This window comes from Flavobacterium davisii (assembly GCF_019565505.1).
Taxonomy (GTDB): Bacteria; Bacteroidota; Bacteroidia; order Flavobacteriales; family Flavobacteriaceae; genus Flavobacterium; species Flavobacterium davisii.
Map to the genome: position 1 here is coordinate 1,846,965 of NZ_CP067378.1, position 23,138 is coordinate 1,870,102.

Annotated in this window: 18 protein-coding genes and 3 pseudogenes; 12 read left to right on the plus strand and 9 right to left on the minus strand. The window is 28.8% G+C overall.

Features of this window, described 5'->3' with window-relative positions; all coding sequences use genetic code 11:
* Positions 1-156 precede the first annotated feature (156 nt).
* The 5 genes and pseudogenes from JJC05_RS08910 to JJC05_RS17145 form a co-directional block, all read left to right on the plus strand.
* Positions 157-381: pseudogene (locus JJC05_RS08910) on the plus strand (four helix bundle protein); the annotation flags it as partial.
* Positions 382-414: 33 nt separating this feature from the next.
* A pseudogene (locus JJC05_RS08915) lies at positions 415-1,070 on the plus strand (CoA transferase subunit B).
* Between the two features lie 188 nt (positions 1,071-1,258).
* Positions 1,259-3,970 (plus strand): M4 family metallopeptidase, encoded by a 2,712-nt coding sequence (locus JJC05_RS08920; protein ID WP_105196211.1) that lies wholly within the window; start codon positions 1,259-1,261, stop codon positions 3,968-3,970.
* Positions 3,971-4,048: 78 nt separating this feature from the next.
* Complete coding sequence (locus tag JJC05_RS17140; protein ID WP_258928348.1) at positions 4,049-4,393, plus strand: class I SAM-dependent rRNA methyltransferase; 345 nt, start codon at positions 4,049-4,051, stop codon at positions 4,391-4,393.
* 209 nt (positions 4,394-4,602) lie between these two features.
* Entirely contained in the window at positions 4,603-5,214 is a 612-nt protein-coding gene (locus JJC05_RS17145) for a class I SAM-dependent rRNA methyltransferase (RefSeq protein ID WP_445297838.1), read from the plus strand.
* A gap of 684 nt (positions 5,215-5,898) precedes the next feature.
* Here JJC05_RS17145 and JJC05_RS18820 read toward each other — a convergent pair.
* Positions 5,899-7,099, minus strand: a pseudogene (locus JJC05_RS18820) (glycosyltransferase).
* 175 nt (positions 7,100-7,274) lie between these two features.
* Between JJC05_RS18820 and JJC05_RS18240 the strand changes: the two are divergent.
* The 5 genes from JJC05_RS18240 to JJC05_RS17150 are packed head-to-tail and all read left to right on the plus strand — an operon-like array spanning position 7,275 to position 13,031.
* Positions 7,275-8,093: a putative glycosyltransferase family protein gene (locus JJC05_RS18240; RefSeq protein ID WP_309597292.1), complete on the plus strand. Its 819-nt coding sequence runs from the start codon at positions 7,275-7,277 to the stop codon at positions 8,091-8,093.
* Positions 8,090-10,363, plus strand: coding sequence for a putative glycosyltransferase family protein (locus JJC05_RS08935; RefSeq protein ID WP_309597293.1), 2,274 nt, complete (start codon positions 8,090-8,092; stop codon positions 10,361-10,363). Before JJC05_RS18240 ends, JJC05_RS08935 begins: the two co-directional genes overlap by 4 nt.
* Entirely contained in the window at positions 10,344-11,576 is a 1,233-nt protein-coding gene (locus JJC05_RS08940; protein ID WP_235877247.1) for a hypothetical protein, read from the plus strand. Before JJC05_RS08935 ends, JJC05_RS08940 begins: the two co-directional genes overlap by 20 nt.
* Positions 11,560-12,594, plus strand: a complete 1,035-nt coding sequence (locus JJC05_RS08945; protein WP_258928350.1) for a glycoside hydrolase 5 family protein — start codon at positions 11,560-11,562, stop codon at positions 12,592-12,594. The genes JJC05_RS08940 and JJC05_RS08945 overlap by 17 nt, the downstream gene beginning before the upstream one ends.
* Complete coding sequence (locus JJC05_RS17150; RefSeq protein ID WP_258929694.1) at positions 12,591-13,031, plus strand: cellulase family glycosylhydrolase; 441 nt, start codon at positions 12,591-12,593, stop codon at positions 13,029-13,031. The genes JJC05_RS08945 and JJC05_RS17150 overlap by 4 nt, the downstream gene beginning before the upstream one ends.
* A gap of 402 nt (positions 13,032-13,433) precedes the next feature.
* On the opposite strand, the gene JJC05_RS08950 is transcribed toward JJC05_RS17150, so the two are convergent.
* The 3 genes from JJC05_RS08950 to JJC05_RS08960 all read right to left on the minus strand — a co-directional run bounded on the left by JJC05_RS08950 (position 13,434) and on the right by JJC05_RS08960 (position 16,235).
* Positions 13,434-14,612 (minus strand): glycosyltransferase, encoded by a 1,179-nt coding sequence (locus tag JJC05_RS08950; protein ID WP_235877248.1) that lies wholly within the window; start codon positions 14,610-14,612, stop codon positions 13,434-13,436.
* A gap of 61 nt (positions 14,613-14,673) precedes the next feature.
* Entirely contained in the window at positions 14,674-15,936 is a 1,263-nt protein-coding gene (locus JJC05_RS08955; RefSeq protein ID WP_258928351.1) for an oligosaccharide flippase family protein, read from the minus strand.
* On the minus strand, positions 15,933-16,235 hold the full coding sequence (locus JJC05_RS08960; protein WP_088390668.1) for a hypothetical protein: 303 nt from the start codon (positions 16,233-16,235) through the stop codon (positions 15,933-15,935). Before JJC05_RS08960 ends, JJC05_RS08955 begins: the two co-directional genes overlap by 4 nt.
* Positions 16,236-16,386: 151 nt before the next feature.
* Between JJC05_RS08960 and JJC05_RS17155 the strand changes: the two genes are divergently transcribed.
* Positions 16,387-17,049: a tetratricopeptide repeat protein gene (locus JJC05_RS17155; RefSeq protein WP_258928352.1), complete on the plus strand. Its 663-nt coding sequence runs from the start codon at positions 16,387-16,389 to the stop codon at positions 17,047-17,049.
* Positions 17,050-17,087: 38 nt separating this feature from the next.
* On the plus strand, positions 17,088-18,452 hold the full coding sequence (locus JJC05_RS08965; RefSeq protein WP_258928353.1) for a hypothetical protein: 1,365 nt from the start codon (positions 17,088-17,090) through the stop codon (positions 18,450-18,452).
* 31 nt (positions 18,453-18,483) lie between these two features.
* Here the strand turns inward: JJC05_RS08965 and JJC05_RS17160 are convergent, their stop codons facing one another.
* The 5 genes from JJC05_RS17160 to JJC05_RS08985 form a co-directional block, all read right to left on the minus strand.
* Positions 18,484-19,413: a T9SS type A sorting domain-containing protein gene (locus JJC05_RS17160; RefSeq protein ID WP_258928354.1), complete on the minus strand. Its 930-nt coding sequence runs from the start codon at positions 19,411-19,413 to the stop codon at positions 18,484-18,486.
* A 20-nt stretch (positions 19,414-19,433) separates the two neighbouring features.
* Positions 19,434-21,059, minus strand: coding sequence for a DUF6923 family protein (locus JJC05_RS17165; protein WP_258928355.1), 1,626 nt, complete (start codon positions 21,057-21,059; stop codon positions 19,434-19,436).
* Between the two features lie 121 nt (positions 21,060-21,180).
* Positions 21,181-21,900 carry a LytR/AlgR family response regulator transcription factor gene (locus JJC05_RS08975; protein WP_105196220.1) on the minus strand — a complete coding sequence of 240 codons (720 nt, stop codon included), beginning with the start codon at positions 21,898-21,900 and terminating at the stop codon, positions 21,181-21,183.
* A gap of 3 nt (positions 21,901-21,903) precedes the next feature.
* Positions 21,904-22,224, minus strand: a complete 321-nt coding sequence (locus tag JJC05_RS08980) for a histidine kinase (protein WP_105196221.1) — start codon at positions 22,222-22,224, stop codon at positions 21,904-21,906.
* Positions 22,225-22,266: 42 nt separating this feature from the next.
* Complete coding sequence (locus JJC05_RS08985; RefSeq protein ID WP_309597294.1) at positions 22,267-23,115, minus strand: sensor histidine kinase; 849 nt, start codon at positions 23,113-23,115, stop codon at positions 22,267-22,269.
* Positions 23,116-23,138: the final 23 nt, after the last annotated feature.

Sequence of the window (23,138 nt, forward strand, 5' to 3'; positions counted from 1 at the left end):
TTCAATAATTCATCAATTTAAAAATGTAATAATTTATGAGTAATGACAATGTTATTTTAGTTAAGACCATAAATTTTGCATTAGATGTAATTATTCTGTGAAGAGTTAGAAAATAAAAAGAAGTTTGTTGTAGCAAATCAGCTTTTAAGAAGTGGAACGAGTATTGGAGCTAATATTCATGAAGCACAAAATGCTGAGAGTAGAATAGATTTTATACATAAAGTAAAAATTGCTGCTAAAGAAGTTGAAGAAACAAAATATTGGTTAATTCTTTGTGAAAGAGCTAAATCTTATCCTTTCAATGAGAATTTGAAAATTCAAATAAATGAGATTTCGCTAATAATTTATAAAATTCTACCAACAAGTAAATCAAAAAATTAGTACATTTTTACATTTATAAATTTATAAATTATTATGGCATTAGATAAAAATCAAATAGCACAACGCATAGCAAAAGAAGTAAAAGACGGCTACTATGTAAATCTTGGAATCGGTATTCCTACATTAGTTGCCAATTATGTTCGTGAAGATATTTCTGTTGAATTTCAATCGGAAAACGGTGTTTTAGGTATGGGACCTTTCCCTTTTGAAGGTGAAGAAGATGCTGATATCATCAACGCAGGAAAGCAAACTATAACCACTCTAGCTGGAGCAAGTTTCTTCGATTCAGCATTCAGTTTTGGTATGATACGCGCTCAAAAAGTAGACTTAACCATTTTAGGAGCTATGGAAGTTTCTGAAAATGGTGATATTGCTAATTGGAAAATTCCGGGAAAAATGGTAAAAGGGATGGGAGGCGCTATGGATTTAGTAGCTTCTGCGGAAAATATTATTGTAGCCATGATGCATGTAAATAAAGCAGGTGAATCAAAAATACTAAAAAAGTGTACTTTACCCTTAACTGGTGTGGGATGTGTTAAGAAAGTAGTTACAGAATTAGCTGTTTTAGAAATTACCACAAAAGGATTTAAGCTGTTAGAGCGTGCCCCGGTGTATCTGTTGAAGAAATTATAAAAGCTACCGAAGCAGAATTAATCATTGAAGGAAATATACCTGAAATGACATTTTAGTATAAAAAAATTTCTTTAAAAAAGGCGATAGATTTTTCTCTATCGCCTTTTTTATTTTTTTATTTTTTTAGATGTTTTAATTGCAAAAACATAAAAAAATAACTATATATTTTTATTTTAAAAAAAAATATTATATTAGTCGTGAAATAATTTAAATAATATTTTATCAACAAAACAAACTATTAGTTATGAAAAAACAATTACACAACGTAGCATCTATAATGGCATTGTCATTAGTTACGTTATCAACCGTTGCTCAGGAAAGCAATAAGTATATTCGAACAAAGGAAAAAAGTGATAACGGAACGCCGTCATTTGTTTCGTTTAAAGAATCCTCTATCTATAAAACATCCGATGTTAAAACTTTATTTAAAGAGCAACTAGGTTTAAGAGCTAACCAAGATTTAGCTAAAATGCAATCAGATTCTGATAACTTGGGGTTTTCTCACGACAAATATCAGTTATATCATAAAGGAATAAAAGTTGAATTTGCTACCTATTCAGTACACTCTAAAAATGGTAGAGTAAATTCAATGAATGGGGAATATTATAATATTGGTGATATAGATATTAATCCATCTATAAAAGCAGATGTCGCTTTACAAAGAGCTATTTCTCATTTGGGAGCACAAGAGTTCTTATGGGACGATTTTGCTGAGGCAAATGCTAATAAATATTCTAAACCTCAAGGAGAGTTAGTTTTATTACCAATTGAGAATAATACCATTAAATTAGCTTATAAATTTGATATTTATGCTACAAAACCTTTGAGTAGAGGTGATGTGTATGTAGACGCTCAAAATGGTCAAATATTATTGTATAATGCAACTATTAAACATTTAGGTGAACATAGCCACGGTAAAAGATCATCAGAAGGAACTTATGTAAATATGTTTAAAACGAATACAATGGCTTTTGTAGCAGCAAATGCTGCAACTCGTTATAGTGGTTCACAAACCATAGAAACATCTTTAAGTGGATCTTCTTATATATTATCTGAAACGGGAAGAGGAAATGGTATTCAAACTTATAACATGAAAAAAGGGAGTACCTATAGTTCAGCTGTAAATTTTACAGATGCTGATAATAATTGGACAGCTACAGAATATAACAATACTAATAAAGATAATGCAGCTTTAGATGCTCATTGGGGAGCAGAAAAAACCTATGATTATTGGAAAAATATTCATGGTAGAAATAGTTATGATAATGTAGGGGCAAAAATTAATAGTTATGTGCATTTTGGAAATAATTATGATAATGCCTATTGGGATGGAACTAGAATGACCTATGGAGATGGGAGTGGTACTTATTTTGATGCACTAACCTCATTAGACGTGTGTGGTCATGAAATCGGACATGCTGTTTGTGAAAAAACAGCAAATCTTGTGTACCAAAATGAATCAGGAGCTATGAACGAAGGATTTTCTGATATCTGGGGAGCATGTATTGAAAATTATGCACAAGCAAATAAACAAATTTGGTTAATAGGAGAAGATATCGAAAGAAGATCAGGACATTTAGCACTAAGATCTATGAGTAATCCTAATGCAGAAGGACAGCCTGACACATACAAAGGAACTAATTGGTATTCAGGAACTGGTGATTCAGGAGGTGTACATACCAATTCAGGAGTATTGAATTACTGGTTTTATTTGTTATCTGTTGGAGGATCAGGAACTAACGACATAGGAAATGCTTTTAACGTAACAGGAATAACTATTGCAAAAGCAGAAAAAATAGCCTTCCGTACAGAAAGTGTATATTTATCATCTAATTCAAATTATGCTAGTGCAAGAACAGGAGCTATTCAAGCAGCTACTGATTTATACGGTGCAGGATCACCAGAAGTTATCGCTACTACTAATGCTTGGCATGCTGTAGGTATAGGTGCAGCTTATTCAGGAGGTACTTCAGATACGACTGCTCCAACTACTCCAACTAACTTAGCGGCTTCAGCTACTACATCTACATCTACTACTTTATCTTGGACAGCTTCTACTGATAATGTTGGAGTTACAGGATATAATATCTATAATGGAACTACTCTTTTAGCATCTTCAGCTACTACTAGTGCTACTATATCAGGATTAACAGCATCTACAACATATAATTTTACTGTAAAAGCGAAAGATGCAGCAGGCAATTTATCAGCTGCAAGTAATGCTGTTTCAGTTACTACTTCTGCGGGTTCAACTCTTGTTTATTGTGCATCTAAAGGATCTAGTCAAGCAGACGAATGGATTGATTATGTAGCATTAAATGGTATGACAAATGCAACAGCTGCTAATGCAGGATATGGCAACTTTACGTCTAAAGTAGCACCTCTACCTTATGGCTCTAATACTATTACATTTAGTGCAGGTTTTGCGGGTATTGCATATACTGAATACTGGTCAGTATGGGTTGACTATAACAAAAATGGTACATTTGAATCAACAGAAAAAGTAGCATCAGGTTCTTCTTCTAGTTCAGGAAATTTAACGGGTACTTTTACAGTTCCTACTACAGCTTTAGCAGGACAAACAAGAATGAGAGTTCAAATGAAATATGGATCTGCTTCTACAGCTTGTGAAACATTCCCTTATGGTGAAGTAGAAGATTATACAGTTAATATAGGTGCTACAGCCGTTGCAGGTCTTACTTCTGGTACAGAAATTTCAGATGAAGCGAACAATTATAATATGGAAATTTATCCAAATCCATCAAATGGTGTGCTAAATATACGATTACTAGATAATAGAGCCGTTTCATATCAAATTTATAACTTAATGGGACAACCTTTAAAATCAGGGAAATTAAATCAAGAAATTAATGTTTCTGATTTAGCTACAGGGATGTATGTAATTGAGATTAATGATGGTCAAAAAACATTAACGAAGAAATTTGCTAAAAAATAAAACGTAATTAAAACTATATTGAGAGACCGAATTTGTTCGGTCTCTTTTTTTTAGTTACATTTGCAAAAAAAAAGAATCATGAGTTTTCCAAAAGTAATTTTAAAACAAGGAAAAGAAAAATCAATCTTACGTCGTCATCCATGGGTATTTAGTGGAGCTGTTTACGGAGTATCTCAAGAAATAGCAGATGGCGAAATGGTAGAAGTTGTTGATGCTAAAAATCAATTACTAGGGACTGGTTATTTTAGTGATAAAGGCAGTATTGTAGTACGATTACTTACTTTTGGAAGTGAAAAATTTACAAATGATTTTTGGACTCAAAAACTGATTTCTGCTTGGAATTTAAGAACTCAATTATTGAATTTAGAAGTAACTAATGCCTTTCGTGTTATTCATGGAGAAGGGGATGGTATACCGGTTTAATTATTGATTTTTACAATAATCATTGGGTTTTACAAGCTCATTCATCAGGGATTTATTACCAGATAGAAAAAATAGCACAAACTATTCAATCTGCTTTTCCAACATATTGTGAAACGATCTATTGTAAAAGTAGTGGTACACTCCCTAATACAGGAACTGATTACTTTTTATATGGAAATACCAAAGAAACAATAGCTAAAGAAAATCATATCCTTTTTTCTGTAAATTGGGTAGAAGGACAAAAAACAGGTTTCTTTCTAGATCAACGGGATAACCGAAAATTATTAGCTGAATTTTCAAAAGGAAAAAAGGTATTAAATACTTTTTGTTATACAGGAGGTTTTTCAATTTATGCTATGAAGTCAGGTGCTGAATTAGTAACGTCTGTTGATATTTCGCAAAAAGCGGTTGATTTAGCGGCTAAAAATATGGAATTAAATTTTTCGAATGCGAATCATCAACCTGTGGCAGATGATGTATTTAATTTTATGAAAGAAAATCATCAGATATATGATTTAATTGTACTAGATCCTCCTGCTTTTGCTAAAAGTATAAAGAGTAAGCATACCGCAACTCAAGCATATAAAAGATTAAATATAGCGGGGTTAAAAGCTTTAGCTCCTAAGGGAATTCTTTTTACTTTTTCATGTTCACAAGTTATTGATGATGTATTATTTTATAATACCATAGCAGCAGCAGCCATAGAATCTGGTAGAATTATTCGAGTTTTACACAAATTGGGACAAGGACCTGATCATCCAACTAATATTTATCATCCTGAAGGTCATTATTTAAAAGGACTTGTTTTGTATGTAGAATAATTGAAGCTGTCATAAAAGAATTGCAATTTTGTTCATTTTCGATCATAAGGAAACCATATAATACTGATAATATCAATTAGACCAAAAAAGAAGAGATAGACTAGACGTTGGTTTTAACCCAGATTTCAAGAAAGTATTGTTCTTTGACAAATGAGAGCTGACTTGTACTTGTCAGCGAAGCCTATGCAAAAAATGTTGAATTTATCCCCTCTTAAATTTTGGCTGAAATGTAAAAAGGCTTCCATTTGGAAGTCCTTGAGACAATTAATGATCAAACATCGTGTTATCTCGTATATAATAATTTTAGCTAAGTTAGATAGAATTACGCATTAGACCCGAGCGTAGCGAATAGACGAAGTAAATCTATTCCACTTTATTTTTCTTCCAATTCAAGCACGTACTCAAATTTTAATCATCAAAATAGTTCACTATTTCTTCTTCTAAAATTTTCCGTGAGCACTTGAATTTATTAAAAAATTTTGTTTCACAACGAAGTCTAATGCGGAATCTGGGTTTAACTTTTCAGGCACCCAGAATAAAATTAAGATTTGTCTCGTCCGAATAAGTTTATATTTTTATATAAACTTATTTTAGGACAAGACAAAAACTTACATAAAACGAGTAAACAAACAAAATTCTAAAACATTTAAAATCAATTGAACATTTTTTTAAATTAATTCACTGTTAATTATTGGGGAACAATCTATAGTAAAAAGCTATTTTTCCTAATTGAAAAACTATTTTAAAAGAATCCTTAAAAGATAATTTTGAGCCATCCACATGAACCCATCTCTTTAAAGGAACTTCACAAATGATTTTTTGGGCATTTTCAGATCCATAAATTTTTTTCATTCTCATAAATATTTCTACATCAAACAACCATTTTGTAATGAATTTTTTTTGAAATGTTTTTTCAATTATTTCTGGTATCATGACTTTGGCTCCGCATTGAGTGTCCTTAAATTCCATTCCTAGCGTCTTTCTAATGATAAAATTTATAGTCATCGAGATGATTTTTCTAGCAGATTCTTTTGTAATTTCAGCCCCCATTCTATCTATTCTAGAACCACTCACAATTTTGTATTCAGAACCCTTGATTGTGTCAACTAATTTGTGAAAATCTGTAAAATCTGTAGACAAATCGGCATCTAAAAAACCGATGAAATCAAATTGATTAAGTGATGCTAAGTGCAGCATTCCTAATCGAACAGCTTCTGCTTTACCTCCATTTTTTGAACAATTATAAACACTCATATTATTAAGGTTTCCTTCACATAATTCATTTAAAACTTTTAGGGTATTATCTGTACTCCCATCATTTACAAAGCATAGGTGATAGCCCAAATTTGTTTTGATAAAGCTTTTAAATTCAGTACTGAGTAACCTTTTTTCTTCATTATAACAGGGAATGACAACACCTATAACTTTTTCTTTGTAGAAATTGATTATTATGATCTATATTTTCTACAACCTTAGGAGTTCCAAGTATTTTTTTTACACGTGCTCCTATTTCGTTTAAACTAAGTGGTTTTTTTAAATAGTCGTCAGCACCCAAATCAAATCCCTCTAATATGACATTTTCTTGCGTATTACCAGATAAAACAATAACAGGAGTGTTACTTTTTCTCCCCATTTTAATATATTTAACGATCTTAAGACCGTGTGCATTATTGTCAATATCTTCTTTAGAGATATTAGAAATAGAAGAGGGTAATACTGGCATATTCATATCAACTATAACCAAATCGGGTTCAATTTGATCATATAATTGAATAGCATCATGAACATTATTACAACTATAAACCTCAAATCCTAAATCTGTTAAATACATTTCTAAAGATAATAATACGAGCTGTTGATCATCTATAGTTAATATTTTTTTCATTTTTGTGTTTTTTAGTTGATTGTAGAACTAAATTAAACTCAAGTAGACGTCATTTTTGGTATTTTAGATAAATATAAATATTTGTTTCGACGAATGGTTGGTTTATAACGATACAATATTTTCGAAAATTAATTTTTGCTATTACATTTACAATGCAAGCTTTATTCTTAGTAGTGTGAGAGAACCTTCAAATAAATATCTTATTTCAGCTCTTTTAATTGGGGTCGTTTTTCATGGTAGTGCAATATTTTTTACCTTAGAGAATACGTATGACGCACTAATTCATCTTTTTTTTGGTAATCATTATGCTCAAAATTGGTTTGAATCTTGGAATTATAGTTGGTACACAGGTTTTAGTGTAATGAGTTATCCCCCATTAGTACATCAGTGTATTGGGCTATTGTCTTATGTGGTAGGTTTAAAAATTAGTTTGTTTTTGATAGCTATTACAGGGGTCATATTATTTATTACAGGTGTTTACAGATTTTCATTACTCATTTCTAATAATAGATTTGTAGCTGGACACGCGTCAATAATTGCAGTAATTTCTTCTTCGTTTGTAGAAGCGCTACATATTTTTGGTCAGCTTCCCAGTATAATAGGAATTTCTATATTAATGCACTCCTTACCTGAAATTTATTTATTTATAAGGAAAGGACATCTCAAACATTACTTAAACGCATTATCGCTAATTGCTGTAACAGTTTGTTCTCATCATGTTACGCCTATATTTGGAATGGTTTTTTTTATAGCACCACTTATAGGTATGACAATTATAGATAAAGCACGTGAATCAACTAACTCATTTGAAGAGGTTAGAATTCAACTTTTTCTAAGAACATTAGTTCAACTATTAAAAAGAATTATTGTATTTGGTTTTAGTGTTATTGTACTAATCGTTTTTTGTATTTTACCTTATTGGATTAATTCAAAAAAAATCCCATTACTCAAGTTCCAATTCCGCATGGGAGTAGAGATAACTTTATTGAAGTGACTTCATCAGGATTGGTTTTTTTTGTAATTCCTTGGGGAATATTATTATTTCTATTGCCTTATTTTTTTTACAGATTTTATTCTAAACGTTACATTTTCTTTGGTTTATCGTTAGCAATTCTTACCTTATTAGGAACAGGAGGAACGACTCCGTTACCTATTAAAATTTTAGGATCTAATGCTTTTAATATTTTAACATTAGATCGTTTTACTTTTTGGGGAAGTATTATGTGTTTACCTATGTTTGGAGAATTTGCTTATAGATTAATTGAAGGTGATTTAAAAAAAGCAATACAAGACAAATATGGAAGTGTATATCATAAATTTATTATTGGCTTGTATGGTGGTGGGATGATATTTCTAGCCATCTTTACAATTACTTTAAGTTATTGTAGACCGTTACAACCTAAAAAAATTGACATGTTGCCTATTGTTAATTTTTTAAATCAAGATCAACACGATCAATGGCGTTTTTTGCCATTAGGTTTTGGGGATCAAATGGCTTATTTATCCACTTTAACAAAGGCTATGACAGTGGATGGGAATTATCATTCTGCAAGGCGTCTTCCAGAATTAACTTCTAGAGCAGTTGAACGTTTGGAAAATTCAAAATTCAGAGGATTAGAAGGGATAGGTTCCTTACAGCAGTTTCTTACAGTTCCTGAAAAATATAATTTGAAATACATTTTTTCAAATGATAAATTTTACGATCCCATACTTTATTTCTGCGGTTGGCACAGAATAGGTTTACTAGAAAATGGTATTATGGTTTGGGAAAAAATTAGTGTAAAACCTCTTTCTAAAATTTTACCAAAAGATGAAAATCCTTATTATTTAAAATTAATGTGGGGGATTATACCTATGCTCACCATTATTATAGCTTTTGTACTCAATATACAGATGATTTGGATGCAAGCCTTAAAAACAAATACCAAAAACTTAACCAATTTTAAAGAATATAAATTATATTACGATGTATTTAATCAAAAAATGATTTTAATTTTACATTACTGGGGGATTTTACTTTCTTTAATTATTATAATCAGCTTATATTTCCTTTATAGAGATGTTGATAAACAACTGACACCTGAAAATGTAGTTAAATCCTTTTATAATGATTTAGATCATAAAAATTTTAAAGAAGCTTATAACTTAACATTTCCCCAAAAAAATTATCCATTTTCACAGTTTATGCTCGAAATTTCAGTAAGTGATGGTATTATAAATTCCTATGGAAAACTAGATTCTATTGCTGTTAAAACGGTATTTATTGGGCCTGAAAATGCAAAAGTTATTGCCCAAACAAAATGGATTACTCCATTAAAAATGATTTATAAAACATTTACTCATTTTGTAAATAAAAAAAACAGAAAATGGTATATAGTACCAGATAAAAAAGATACAGATATTCCTCCCGATGAACTTTTTAGTAATAATCAAACAGTATTTTATAAACAAGGAAGAAGAAGAATTACAACCCAACAGACATATCATGAAGATATTCTAAGACAACCTGATTTAGAAATTATTTCAGCTTCACTAGTAGAGCAAAATAATAGATTTGAAGTTATTGGAACCCTTCAAAACATTGATAATGTTCCCGCAGATGTTATTCTAAAAGGAGAGTTGTATGATGATAATAATGTTATGGTAGCTTCTTATAATTCAAAATATACCATAAAGCATAAATTAAATCCTAAAGAAACAACTCCTTTTAAGATAGAATTTGAAGAGATTGCTTGGTTAAAAAATACAGAGGTAAAACCGAAGACTTTTAATCCCTATGAGTTTTCACCCAAAATTTTTAAATCAAAACCTATTAGATTCAATTTACATGGAGAAGGAAATGTAGTTACGACTGATCTGTACAATTTTGTATCTTTTTATGATTTACAAATAAAGAAAGATAGATTAAAAGGAAGCCTTTTTAATTTCGGAACACAAGAAGTTACAATATCAGAATTAATTATATCCTATTATAACGATAATAAAGAACTTATTTATGTGGATCATTATTTTATAAATGAAGGAATACGAATTCAAAGAAAACAATTCTTTGATTATAAATTACTAGATTTAAGTAATATAAAAATAATTAATTCAAATATTAAAAATTGTTTTATAAATGGTATTTCAAACGAATCAATTGCCCGATCCGTTTTTGAAAAAAATAATGGAAATGAACTAAATCAATTACAAAAAGTTGAAGGAAAAGGATTCGCATTTATCAAAATAAGTTTAAATAATTTTATTGGTAATCCAAGGTTATGAAGCAAAAAAGAGCATTTTTACTTTTATTATTTTTGTCCTATTCTGTGGGTTTACAAGCTTTTATAATACTTCTAGAAGATATGAATTAATTAATCCAATACTTAAAAGTGAGGCAGGAAAGAAAATTTCTTTTCAATTTATAGCACCTGATAATAGCTGGCTTTTTATTAATCATTCGTACGGAAAAACAATTTTGTATGGAAAAAGGAAAAACAATTTTCTTTTTTTTGAAATACCTGCTATATATACCCAAAAAACAGGTAATATTTCGTGGTGTCTTATACATGAAGAAAAAATTATATTAAAAGGAAATACAGAGATTTATCCTACTATCATTTCATCAAAACCTTTAGAAGCTTATTTAGGACCTCCAAGTACTTTGGCAGGACCTCCCCACTTTGTAATGTTTGTTACTATACCATCAGATATTTACGATAACCCAATGCCTACCAATACAAGGGTCGATTATAAAGAACATTTTTTTAACAATATTCAGAATGATATAATTTTAACAAAAAATTTGATTGCTTGGAAAAATACATTTGCACCAACAAAATCAGGTAAAATATTTTTATCCGCTTTAGTTAATACTTCAACCACAAAAGAATTTGAAGCTGTAATCTATCCTAATATACCAACAGATTTTTCTATTAATTATACAAGACCTCATTTTTTTGCCGATGGAAATCAAATAACCACATTGTCTACTAGTACAATAAAAGATAAATTTGGAAATATTGTAAGTGATGCAACTCAAATAAATTTTTTAATAAAAAATTCAAAAGGTATTTTTCTTACTACACAAGGAAATACAATAAAAGGAATTGCCACAACTCAAATTTTACATCCAGATCATAAAGAAAAATATAATGTAAAAGCGTTTGTAAATGGTATGGCAGAAAGTAATACCATAAATATTGACTATAAAAATATTACAGTTCAAATTCCTTACAAATTTATAAATAATAGAACTCTAACTGTAGGACCTATAAGAAGCTATATGGAACAATTAGTTCCGGATGGTATTGCAGTTAGTGTTAACGTATATAGAAAAAAGAACCTTGTTGCTGAAATTAAAGAAAATACTTTAAAAGGCATTGCCTATTTTAATTTTCAAGAAGAAGAATTCCGAGCGGATGCCTATTCATTTGAAATATCAGTTTTAGGAAAGACAATAAAAACACAGAAGATCTTGTATGGCTATAATAAATAACAAAAATAGTTATCGTTTCATTTTAATAAGCTCCTTTATTTTGCTCAACCTATTAATATTATATGGACTAAGTTCTATAATTGCCTTTATGAATTCAGGGGCAGATAGAGCTGCCATATTACATTTAGATAAAGAACCTATAAATACTTACCTACCTAAAGTTGAATGGGAAAAAGATGGAAATGAAGGTAGAGAAATAGAACCTCAAACATTAAAAACTATAGAAAAACATTATCTATTTTCTTGGTATGTTAAAAATAATGCTTTAAATAAAAATATAAATGCAGGTTTAGCAGATTATTTTACTCAAAATAGTTACAATCAATTAAAAAAAATTGTAAAAGAAAATAAAACCCAAAAGATTACGATAGATAACACTACTTTAAAGCATCATTTAAAGCTAGAATTTTATAGTGAAGACGGACAACAAGTTGTTATAACAGATAAAAATGTTGTCGAGTTTCAAAATATATATAAAAATAAAAAATTTATAGCTTCTGTTAAAGACACTTCTTTGTATAAAGTCATCTTATTGTTAGAAGATGGTTACTGGCGAGTACGACATATTGTAAAAATGACGAAGGAACCCGAAAAAAGCGAACAAAACGAAAAAGGAATTTTTACTATCCAAAACCAAAAAATTTGTAAGTCAGGAATTCCTTTTAAAATAAAAGGAATAAATTACTACCCCAAAGATTCGCCTTGGGATATGTATGGAAAAAAATATGATTCTACAGTTATCAATAAAGATTTTAGAATCATTAAAAAAGCTAATTTAAATACAATCAGAATTTTTGTGCCGTATGAAGATTTTGGAAAAGCAGATATTAAAAAAGATAAACTAGATAAATTAATTCAAATTATAAAAATGGCAAAGAATAATAATTTATTTGTTATTGTAACATTGTTTGATTTTTATAGTGATTATTCTATTGAAAGTTGGACATTAACGCATCGTCATGCCGAAAAAATTGTTACAGCATGTACTGAATTAGACAATATATTAGCCGGGATATAAAAAACGAACCTAATTTAGATTTTGAAAAAAGGAAAAAACAAAACGTAATTCCTTGGCTAGAAAATATGATTGATATGATAAAACAAATAGATAGAAAACATCTCCTAACAATTGGTTATTCTAATAAAGAATCAGCAGAAATTCTTAAAGATAAAGTAGATTTTATTTCTTTTCATTATTATGAAGAACCCAAAACTTTTTTAGATTCATATCATTTAGTAGTAAAAAAGACAAAAAAACCTGTTATTGTGGGTGAATTTGGTTTATCATCTAATAAAAACTTTTGGAACTGGTTTGGAAACTCTAAAAAAGTCAGGCACAATATCATAAAGGAATGCAAGAATATTTTAGGAATAACGATATCTCATTTATTTCTTGGACTCTTTATGATTTTCCAATTGTACCTGACAGCGTTTTTGGGAATAGATTTTGGATAAAAAATAAACAGAAAAATTTTGGTTTTATTGATAAGAACGGAAAAAAGAAACCTTCGTTTTTATTCATATCACATTAACTATATAGTGCGTTTTTATATTACCCGTATATAATGCAGTATTCTAATAATCCGTTTTGAAAACAGAAGTGATTTAGACGAGTTATTAAGTCAATTGTCATTTTAAAATGGTATGCGATTAAATCCAGATTCTGTATTAGACTTGAACGAAGTGAAAGGGAGAAGCCTTCTATTCCACTTTATTTTTTCGATTCAAGTAAGCTAATTTTAACCATTAAAAGAGTTGACTATTTCTTCTTTTACAATTTTCGGTGAGTCCTTTAATTGACTAAAAAAATTATTTCATAACGGAGTCTAATACGGAATCTGTGGTAAAAATAATTTATCAATACATATTATTAATTAAAAGATTTATCTCATGCAGATATTTATCAGCTATTTTATCCATTGTTAAAGCATTGGCTACGGTATAATTAGTATAAGCTAATTCTCTTCTATAATCATCATCATGTAAAATTTTATAAATAGCTTGAGCTAAAGATTCAACAGAATCTGAATCAAAAAAAGCACCTTTATATCCTTCTTCTTCTACAAGTAATGCTAAATCTCCTAGATTAGGCATTACAACTGCTTTACCATAACTTCCAGCTTGATGTAATACTCCAGAACTACCTGTGGTTGATGTATAAGGAAAAACAATGACGGTACTTTCAGTAAAGATTTTTTCTACGTCTTTTTCTTCAACATATCCAGTAAAAACTAATCCTTTTACATGTGCGTACTTTTTTTGAACACTTTCAAGGTACCCCGGTGTATTGGGACTATCAGTGCCAGCAATGACTATTTCAATAGGTTCTGTATAATGTTGTTTAATTTTTTGTACAGCTTCTATCAAAATTTCAACTTTTTTATATGTACCAAATTTTCCAAAAGCCATCACTTTTTTAGGACCGAGAAGTAAATCAAAATTAGGTTTTGAAACGGTTTCAAAAGAGCCATGAGGTATTAAAACTACATTGCTAACCTTATATTTAGATTTTAAAATATCGACATACTTATTTATTGTTACAGAAATTTTATTTGCTTTTAAAATAAAATAAGTTAGACTGGTTCCAATGAGATTATAAATACATTGCATTATTTTATTTTTTGTAAATCCAGCTGTATTTAAATCAACCTGCTCAAGGATATTATGCATCAATACCATAGTTTTAAAGCCTAATAATCGTAATATAAAAGGTAATAGTAAACCTAATGCAGCGGGTATTTTTTTGTCACCAAACTTTACAAATTGTAAATTAAATAATATGGCATCTGGTTTTGTTATTAAAGCGGTTTTGCAAATTGTAAAAATAATTCCGTAACTATTAAAAGACCAACACTCATTTATTTTAACTTTTTGGCTATTATCAAAATCCAGCGTTTTTTTTTCAGACGTCTTATCACACATTAAGATAAGCTCTGTTACGTCCTCTTTTTGAACAAAATTTTTTACCAAATGATATCCATATTCGTTAAGTGTAACCTTACTAGGAGGAAATGATGTTATAACTGCTAGTTTCATAGTTTTTTCTTCAGTTTGTAGTTGCTTTGTTTATACATTATCTGCTTTAACGGTTTTAAATCTAATATGAACTAGGGGAATAAATGACCTGAAACAATAATAAAAGAAGCATACTAACTATTTGAACATAGACAACTTGATTTAAAGATTCATGATAAAAAGCAATTAATATTACCTGAATGAATCCAAAAAAAGCGGAGATAAAAACAGGAATATAATTATTAATAGATAAGTAGTAATAAGTTAAGAGATTTGCAATAACAAAGATAGTAGTAGCTAAAGCATATTTCCATAAAATGGAAGCTATTACTAAATATTCTTTTCCAAACATGATTAATAAAATTTCACTGGAAAAAAAGGCAGTAAAAATGATTATAGATAAGGATAATATAGCTATATAAAAAATATAATTAAGTAATACCCCCCTCGTTTCTTTACCTTGCTTTTTTAGCAATATAACTCTGGGTAATAATAACATTATAAACATCCAAGAAACAAAATAAATGACTCTTCCTATTAACGCAATGGATGAATATAAACCCGCTTCGTAATTTGGAAAATAATGTTTAACTAGAATAATATCACTATTGTTAATAATAATTTGAGTAAACTCATAAAAAGCGGTAATTAAAAAAAACACTCTTACTTCTTTAATCCAATTAGAAGTTTTAGTAGTATAAAAATATTTTTGTAATTCTACTCTTTTATACGGAATTAAACCACAGATTATTGAAGTTAAAATACCGAATGCCACAATGTTTGATACAGCTATTTTGGGAAATGTAAATAACAATACGTAAGTAACTATTAGTCTACTTAACATTTCATATAAATAAGATTTAGATAAATTATAAAAATAGCTTTTTCCTTGCTCTATTCCACGTTTAACACTCATTAAGAAATAAAATGGAATTGCCATACCAAAGAGTACAAACATTGTAGCTGTTTCAGTTTGAAATATTTCTTTTAGACTTTTTGAAAAAAGGAAAAATAATAAACCAATTGTAACACCTAAAATAATTGCAATTTTGTTAAAAAACACAATAAGAGAGGAACGCTCTGTATCTTGTAAGGTAACTGTAAATTTAGTTGTTGCTATTTGAAAAGTCATACCCAAAAAGGATAAAACCAATAATAACGTAATTAAAATGGCAGTATCAGCAAAAATTTGAGGTCCCAAGATCCTTCCTAAACCTAAGTTATAAAAATAGTTTCCTAAATTTACAATCAACATCACAAACATAAAATACCTGTCTTTACTTAATGTGAATGATGAGAAAAAGGTTTTATTTAATGACAACGCATTCATTATATATTTTTTCACAGGTTTACCTTTTTTAAGATATGATTAATTTTTTCATCCTTAAACATCTTTTCAATTTTTTTACTTTTTGAAAATATTTGAAAAATCACATGTTCTGAAATGGCCTTCTTGTATAACAAATACAGAGCTCTTACACATGTTTTGTCTATTTCTTGATTTTTTTCAAATAAAATTTGAATCTCTTTAGGATGGGTTCCTATTAATGAATTGAAATAATTAACTACAGAGTTTACATTTTGTGACCCCATATTTCCATTTATTTCATAAACGCCTGAATTGTAAGTAATTTTAAGTGACATAGCCTAATGATTTTAAAATTTTATACTCCGTTCATTTTACAAATTTCTAAATACAAAAAGATAGAAGACTTATTTTTCGACGAATAACAGTTTCCTTTAGTTTAAATTACGACGAATTATGATTAACTTAGTCATATAATACATTATATCTATGCTAAATTTTATAAAGTATATCAGTATTTTAATTTTTACTAGTAATTGTTTTGCTCAAGAAATGAGGTCTGGTTTTGATTATCTTGAAAAAGGAAATTTTGAAAAAGCAGAACTTTTTTTTAAAAACATCCTTCAAGATTATCCTAAAAATAAAACAGCTCAACTATGTTATGCAAGGGCTGTAGGTTTGAACAAAAAGCCAGAGGAAGCAATTGTTTTATTTGCAAAATTGCAGGATGAGTATCCAAATGATTTTGAAATTAAATTAAACTATGCAGAGTCTTTATTATGGAATAAAAAATTTAGAGAAGCAAAAACTTACTATGAAAACTTAATTATGCTAGATTCAAAAAGTTTTCCAGCAGTTTTAGGATATGCTAATTGTCTTTCTAATTTACTTGAATATGAAAATGCACTATCTTATGTAAATCAAGCTTTAGAATTGTCAAAAAATAATTCCAATGCACTTATCTCTAGAAAATATATACGATTAGGATACGCAGATCAATTGTCTAAAAAAAATAAAGTAAATGAAGCCTTACTACTATTAGATGATAACTTAAAGGATACACCTGATGATAGAGAAACACTTTTAAACAAAGCCAATTTATTATTAATAAAAGGCGATTATTCAAATGCGAAAAAAACTATCTTAAATTAAATAAAACACAAAATGATTCTATAGTATCTCTTAATGGATTGGTATTAGCCAATCATTTAGCTAATCATGAAAAAAAAGCATTACGTCTTGCTTTAATAGCCAAAGCAAAATCAGATAAACTATCGGATAAATTATTGATTAATCAAAGTACAGAAAGATATATTCAAGCATTAATTTGGAATAAAAAATACAAAAAAGCCCAAATAGAAATCAATGATTTTAAATTAAAAACACAAAACAATGCACAAAGTATTGGGCTTTTAGCTATGTTGAATGTTTATAAAAATGATTTTCCCAGTGCAATTAGAGAGTATAAAAATCTATTAGTAAAAGATTCTGTTTCCTTTGATGGAAATTTAGGAATTGCTAACGCTTATTATGCAAATAATCAAATGATTGAAGCATATAAAGCGGTAAATAAAACATTAACTTTTTTTGAAGGACAAAAAGATGCAAATAATTTATTATGTAAATTAAATGAAAAATGGAGTCCTTCTATTGATGAAAAATGGAGTTACTCATTTGATAATAACAAAAATTCAGCTATTTTCTCTTCAACTATTTTAAATTACCCTATTAATTTAAAAACATCTTTGATAGCTAAGTACAATTATAGAAAAACAAAAAACAGTATTAATGATCAATTAGCTTATTCAAATGATTTTATACTAGGAATTAATCAGACGTTGCTTTCTGAATTAACTTTAACCATTTTAGGAGGGATAACATCCGTAAATTCGTATTCGCAAGACTACAAGGAATTTTTAGGACAGGTTGCATTAAAAACAAAGCCATTTAAACTTCAAGAAGTGGAAGGAGGATATTTACGCGAAATCCAGAATTTTAACGCAGAGCTTCTAAATAGAAAAATTGTAAATAATCATTTTTATATCAATTATAATATTGGAACCAATCTTAACTGGGGTGGTTTTGTTCAATACTTTAAGACGTTACAGAGTGATGATAATAAACGAAATCTTTTGTTTACATCAGTATATTATACATTATTATCAAAACCTACCATCAAAGTAGGAGCTAATTATCAATTTATTAATTTTAGTGAGCAAAAACCACTATTCTATTTTAGTCCTGCAAGATTTAATGCCTACGAAATTTTTACTGATATAATTAAAGATGATAAAGTTATTGAGTCAAAAAGAACTTTTTATCATGTTATTGTAGCGGGAGGAACCCAGTTTATAGAAGATAATCAAAATCAACTTACTTATAGACTTCAAGGTAAAATAGGTTATAAATTTAATCCTCGTATCAATTTACATTTATATGGATTAAAAAGTAATATTGCATCAAGTACTGCTGCTGGGTTTACATATACTGAAATAGGTTTAGGATTTAAGTGGTTGTTTGCAAAACCATTAAAATATGAAAGGTTGCTCAAATAATGAGCAACCTTTTAAGAAAGTATTTTTAGAGTTAATTAATCATTAGTTTCGCTATTCTATACGTATTATTAGAGTCTATAATTTTGCAAAAATAAAGGCCTTTTGGTAATTCTTTTTTAGATAAAGAGATAGAGTTAAATCCTGCCTTTGCATTAATATCAAATTGTGTAACAACTTTTCCTAATGAATCTACAATTTGTATTTTCATAGAACTAGAATCATTTGCTACAAATTCAATGGTAGCGTCATTGCTCACAGGGTTAGGATAAATAGCTACTTCTGATGATTCGTCATGAACTAAAGACATATTTGTTGAAAAACGAACTTCTTCTAATGCTAATTCCTTTACAACCTCCCGGCCATTTTCTGTAGCCATAATAAATACAATTGTTTTAACATCGTTCAATTTTGTTTTGTCAGATAGCCCAATTAATGAAGAAATAGGTAAGCTGAACTCTCGCCAGTTAGAGGTTAGTTTTACAGTAGTATAGGGTTGATTTTCCCAGTTTGAAATACCGGCTTTTATAAAGCGAATTTCTAAAAGACCATTGCCTTTAGCTTTAAATTTAAAACAGTTGTAATCAGATAAATCAACAGCTTTAAATCGAGGTGTTAAAGCACGATATACACTTACATAATTAGTTACTTTTGCATTTAAATTTACGTTTCGTTCAATAGGAAATTCATTACTTAAAGCTTCATAACTATTAGGTTTTATTTGATAATTTAAAATGGTCGTTCCTTTAGCAGAACTATCTAATCCCCAAGGACCATCAGATAAGAATAAGTCGTCTGGTATAGCCGTATTTTTACCTATTCTCATGCCTATATCAAATAAAGAACCAATAGGATAATCATGTTGTACTAAAAACTTTTTATCTAAGTTAATACTTGCCGTAAAATTTTCAAAAGTTGCCGTTTCAGATAGTCTTTTTCCACCATCAAAATCTACAGTTTGCAAACCAGAAGGATTAATAATATCTAAACATAGTTTTCCGTTGGAATATTTACCTTTTTAACAAATACAGTAGGTGGATTAGATACGTTATATTCTGTAATTGTTTTCTGGTTATTTATTAGTGTAAGTAATTCAGAACCCAATTTATATAAATTATCTAATGAATTTGTCCAAATTTGAAAATTATAATAATCTGCATTTTTTTGATATTTATCTAAATTCCAATGGCTATCTATTGAAAAATTACTTTCATTATGGGTCAATCTAGCAGCTAAACTCATAGAATATTCAATATTTCCGTCAGCATTTTTTAAGATAGTGCGAATAAAATTTTGTTCATTTAACTGTATGGTAGAAACAGATAAAATTTCAGCACCTAATAAACGATCACAAATATATTTAGTATGTTCGTACACACTATTATTAGTTTTGATTGCAATTATACTTCCTATAGTTTTACTGTTTTTGATATAATCTACAGAATAGATAGCTGTTGCATTTGTAATTTGTGTTAAATCAAAAGGAGTGGACTCAATAACAGCATCTTCTTTAATTACTTGTAAAGGTATGAAAGACTGTAGAGTAAAGTTCGCATTTCTATTTGCATACCGTGCGTTTTTTTCTACTCTAGCCGCTTTGTTACGATCAAAGCTATAATTCGTTTTTACTCGATTATAATTACGTTTATTTATGATATCTCCTAATCTATTATTACTTTCCAATCCGCCATTATTACCACCTGAAGTTTCATCAACAACAGGACAAGATCCAGTTCCAGAGCAAGAAGGATCATCACAATCAACTAATCCGTCACCATCATCATCAATACCGTTTGAGCAATTTTCTTGTGCTACAGCAGCTGTAGGACAACGAGCTCCATCGTTACTGGAACTGGATGGGCCAAAAGCAAATAAGTTAGAATTAATCATATTTGAACCAGTTAAATTTTGAACGGTTCTTATAATATAAATAGTGCCTGTGTCATTTGATGAGACATAAAAATTACCATTTACATCAAAATATACAGCACCATAAGTATAATTTAATCCTGCCATAATAGGAACCTCACCTAAATTTTGTACAGCTCCAGTTGAAGGGGTAATTCTATATAAGATATTTGTACTTTTTTCCACAGTATATAAGTATCCATCAGCTGCATTAAAGGCCCAGTCGTAAATATTTATAGAAGTGCTGAGCGGATAGGACGTAATATATTGTCCGTAAGTAGCAGAATTGGGGTTAACATCTATTTGGTAAATAAAACTTCCTATTTTTAAAAAATAAACCCCATCTGAACGAATATCCCCAACAAATCTATTACCTAGCGGTAATTCAGGTATGTAAAATGAGGTAGTTTGAAAATCAGCACCTATCCTTACAATAGTATTGGCAGGGGTACTTAATGAACCCCACATATAGCCATCGGTCGGATTATATCCTGCCGCATTAATTGTTCCGGGGGTAATATCAGTGGCAATTAAAGTTGCTGTACCTGATGCTAAATTTATAGCATACAAATCATTCATTTGAAAAAGATAAGCGTTATAATCGCAATTAAAAGGCTGATTTTGACTAAATGAAGATAGATTAGCAAGGTTTAAAATAACAGCTAATCCATATTTTACTGATGATAAAACACTATTTTTCATGACCTTACTGTTTTAAATTATTGGTAAAGTTAGAAATAAGATAAGTGATTAAATTTGATTTTGGTTTGTTGTATATAAAGTATAGATAAAATGTAATTATCTATAGATGAGTATTATAATGTTAAAGTAAATTGAGTCTATTCATTAATTCGGGTCTATTTGATCGACTAACAGGAATTACTTCCTTACCTATAAGTACGCTATTATCTTCTATATCTATAATTTTTTTTACGTTGATTATGTAAGAACGATGTACTTTTAAAAATAAGTCATGAGGAAGTTTGTCTTCAATTTTTTTAAGTGTTGAATGCACGGTATAATTTTTACTTTCTGTTTTAATAAGGATATAATCGCCTTTTGCTTCTATTAAATTGATAGAATGAAAATTAATTTTTATAAGTCGTCTATCAATGTTTATATAAAAATCATTCGATTGATCTTGAATTTTGATTGTATTTTCAATTTTTGGTACTGGATCATTTATTTTTATTAAAGAGGATTTGAATTTTTGGATTGCTTTATCAAAACGCTCTTGGGTAATAGGTTTTATGATATAATCTACAATACAGTCGTATTCAAAAGCTTCTATTGCATAATTTTTGTCAGATGTGATTAGAATTATTTTGGGTGGATTTTTAATAGTTTGTATAAAATCAAAACCTGTAAAATCGGGCATGTGAATATCCAAAAATATAAGATCAACAGTATGTTGATTTAAATATTTCATAGCTTGAATTGCATTAGAAAATTCTTCAACTATATTAATTTCGGAATAATTAGAAGCCATTTGATAAATTATGGTTCTTGCTAAAGTTTCATCATCTACAATAATACAATTCATTAATTAGGACAATTGATCAACAAATTGCAACATAGTATTTAAAATAGTTTCAAATTCTACCTGTAAATTGGTTGATTGTTTTAATAAATTTATTTCAAACTCTTCAGCAAGATAATAACTTTTTTCCATTCCTAAAACAGAAATTTTATGTTTAAGTTTATGTACACATGAAGCGGCAAGTTGAAATTTTAGGGCTTTAATACTGTCTTTATAAGCTGTAATTTCTTCGGGTAATTCTTTCTTTATGACAGAAATGATTTTGGTTCTAAATTCAACATTATCTCCTGATAATTGTTTGATATAACTTTCGTTAGGTTCTTCCATATTGTTTAGGTAAAGTAAAATAAAATGTTGATCCTTCGTTTTCTAAGCTTTCAACCCAGATTTTTCCGTTATAAAAAGGACAATTTTTTTCACAATAGATAAGCCTATACCGGATGAATTATTATCACTTTCTAATTTTGTGAAAATATTAAAAATTTTATTAAAATATTCGGGACTAATTCCTTTTCCATTATCTTTTATAGAAAACAAGTGATCTTCTTTTCGATTTTCGTAATCTATTTCTATTATACCATTTTCTTTATCAATAGAATTTAAGGCGTTATCAATTAGATTTTGAAAAATTTGCTTAAATCTAATTGTATTTCCATAAATTTTTGGAAGATTTTTAGATATAGAAATAGTATAATTGGGGGTAACATGAAAAGTTTTTAAAACTTCTTCGCATAAGATGTTAAAATCAACTAAACGATCACTGGTTTCTAATTTATCTATGGTAGAATAGTCTAAAATACCTTTTATTAGAAGATCCATTTTTTCTACGTTAAGTAGTACGGAATTAAGAGAATTTAGGCAATCATTTCCTATTCTATCTTTGTTGTCTTCAATGAACCAACTAACTAATGTATGTATATTTCGTAAAGGAGCTTTTAGGTCGTGTGAAACGACATGCGCATATTCATTTAATTCTTGATTTTGTTCTTCTAAATCTTTTAAGAGTACTTCTCTTTGTTTATTTATAGAAATAATTTCTATAGTTTGTTTTTTTAATTTTTCTACAAGATCTTTTTCGTTTTCGATTTCATTTAGAGTAGATTTTATAGCCATAGAATTAATAATTTCTTCAAGATTTTTATTAATTTCTTTTAAATTAGTGGTTTCTATTCTTAATTTATCGTTTGCTTCATACAGTTCGTCGGAGCTTATTTTCATAGCTCTTTGGGACATTTTTAGTT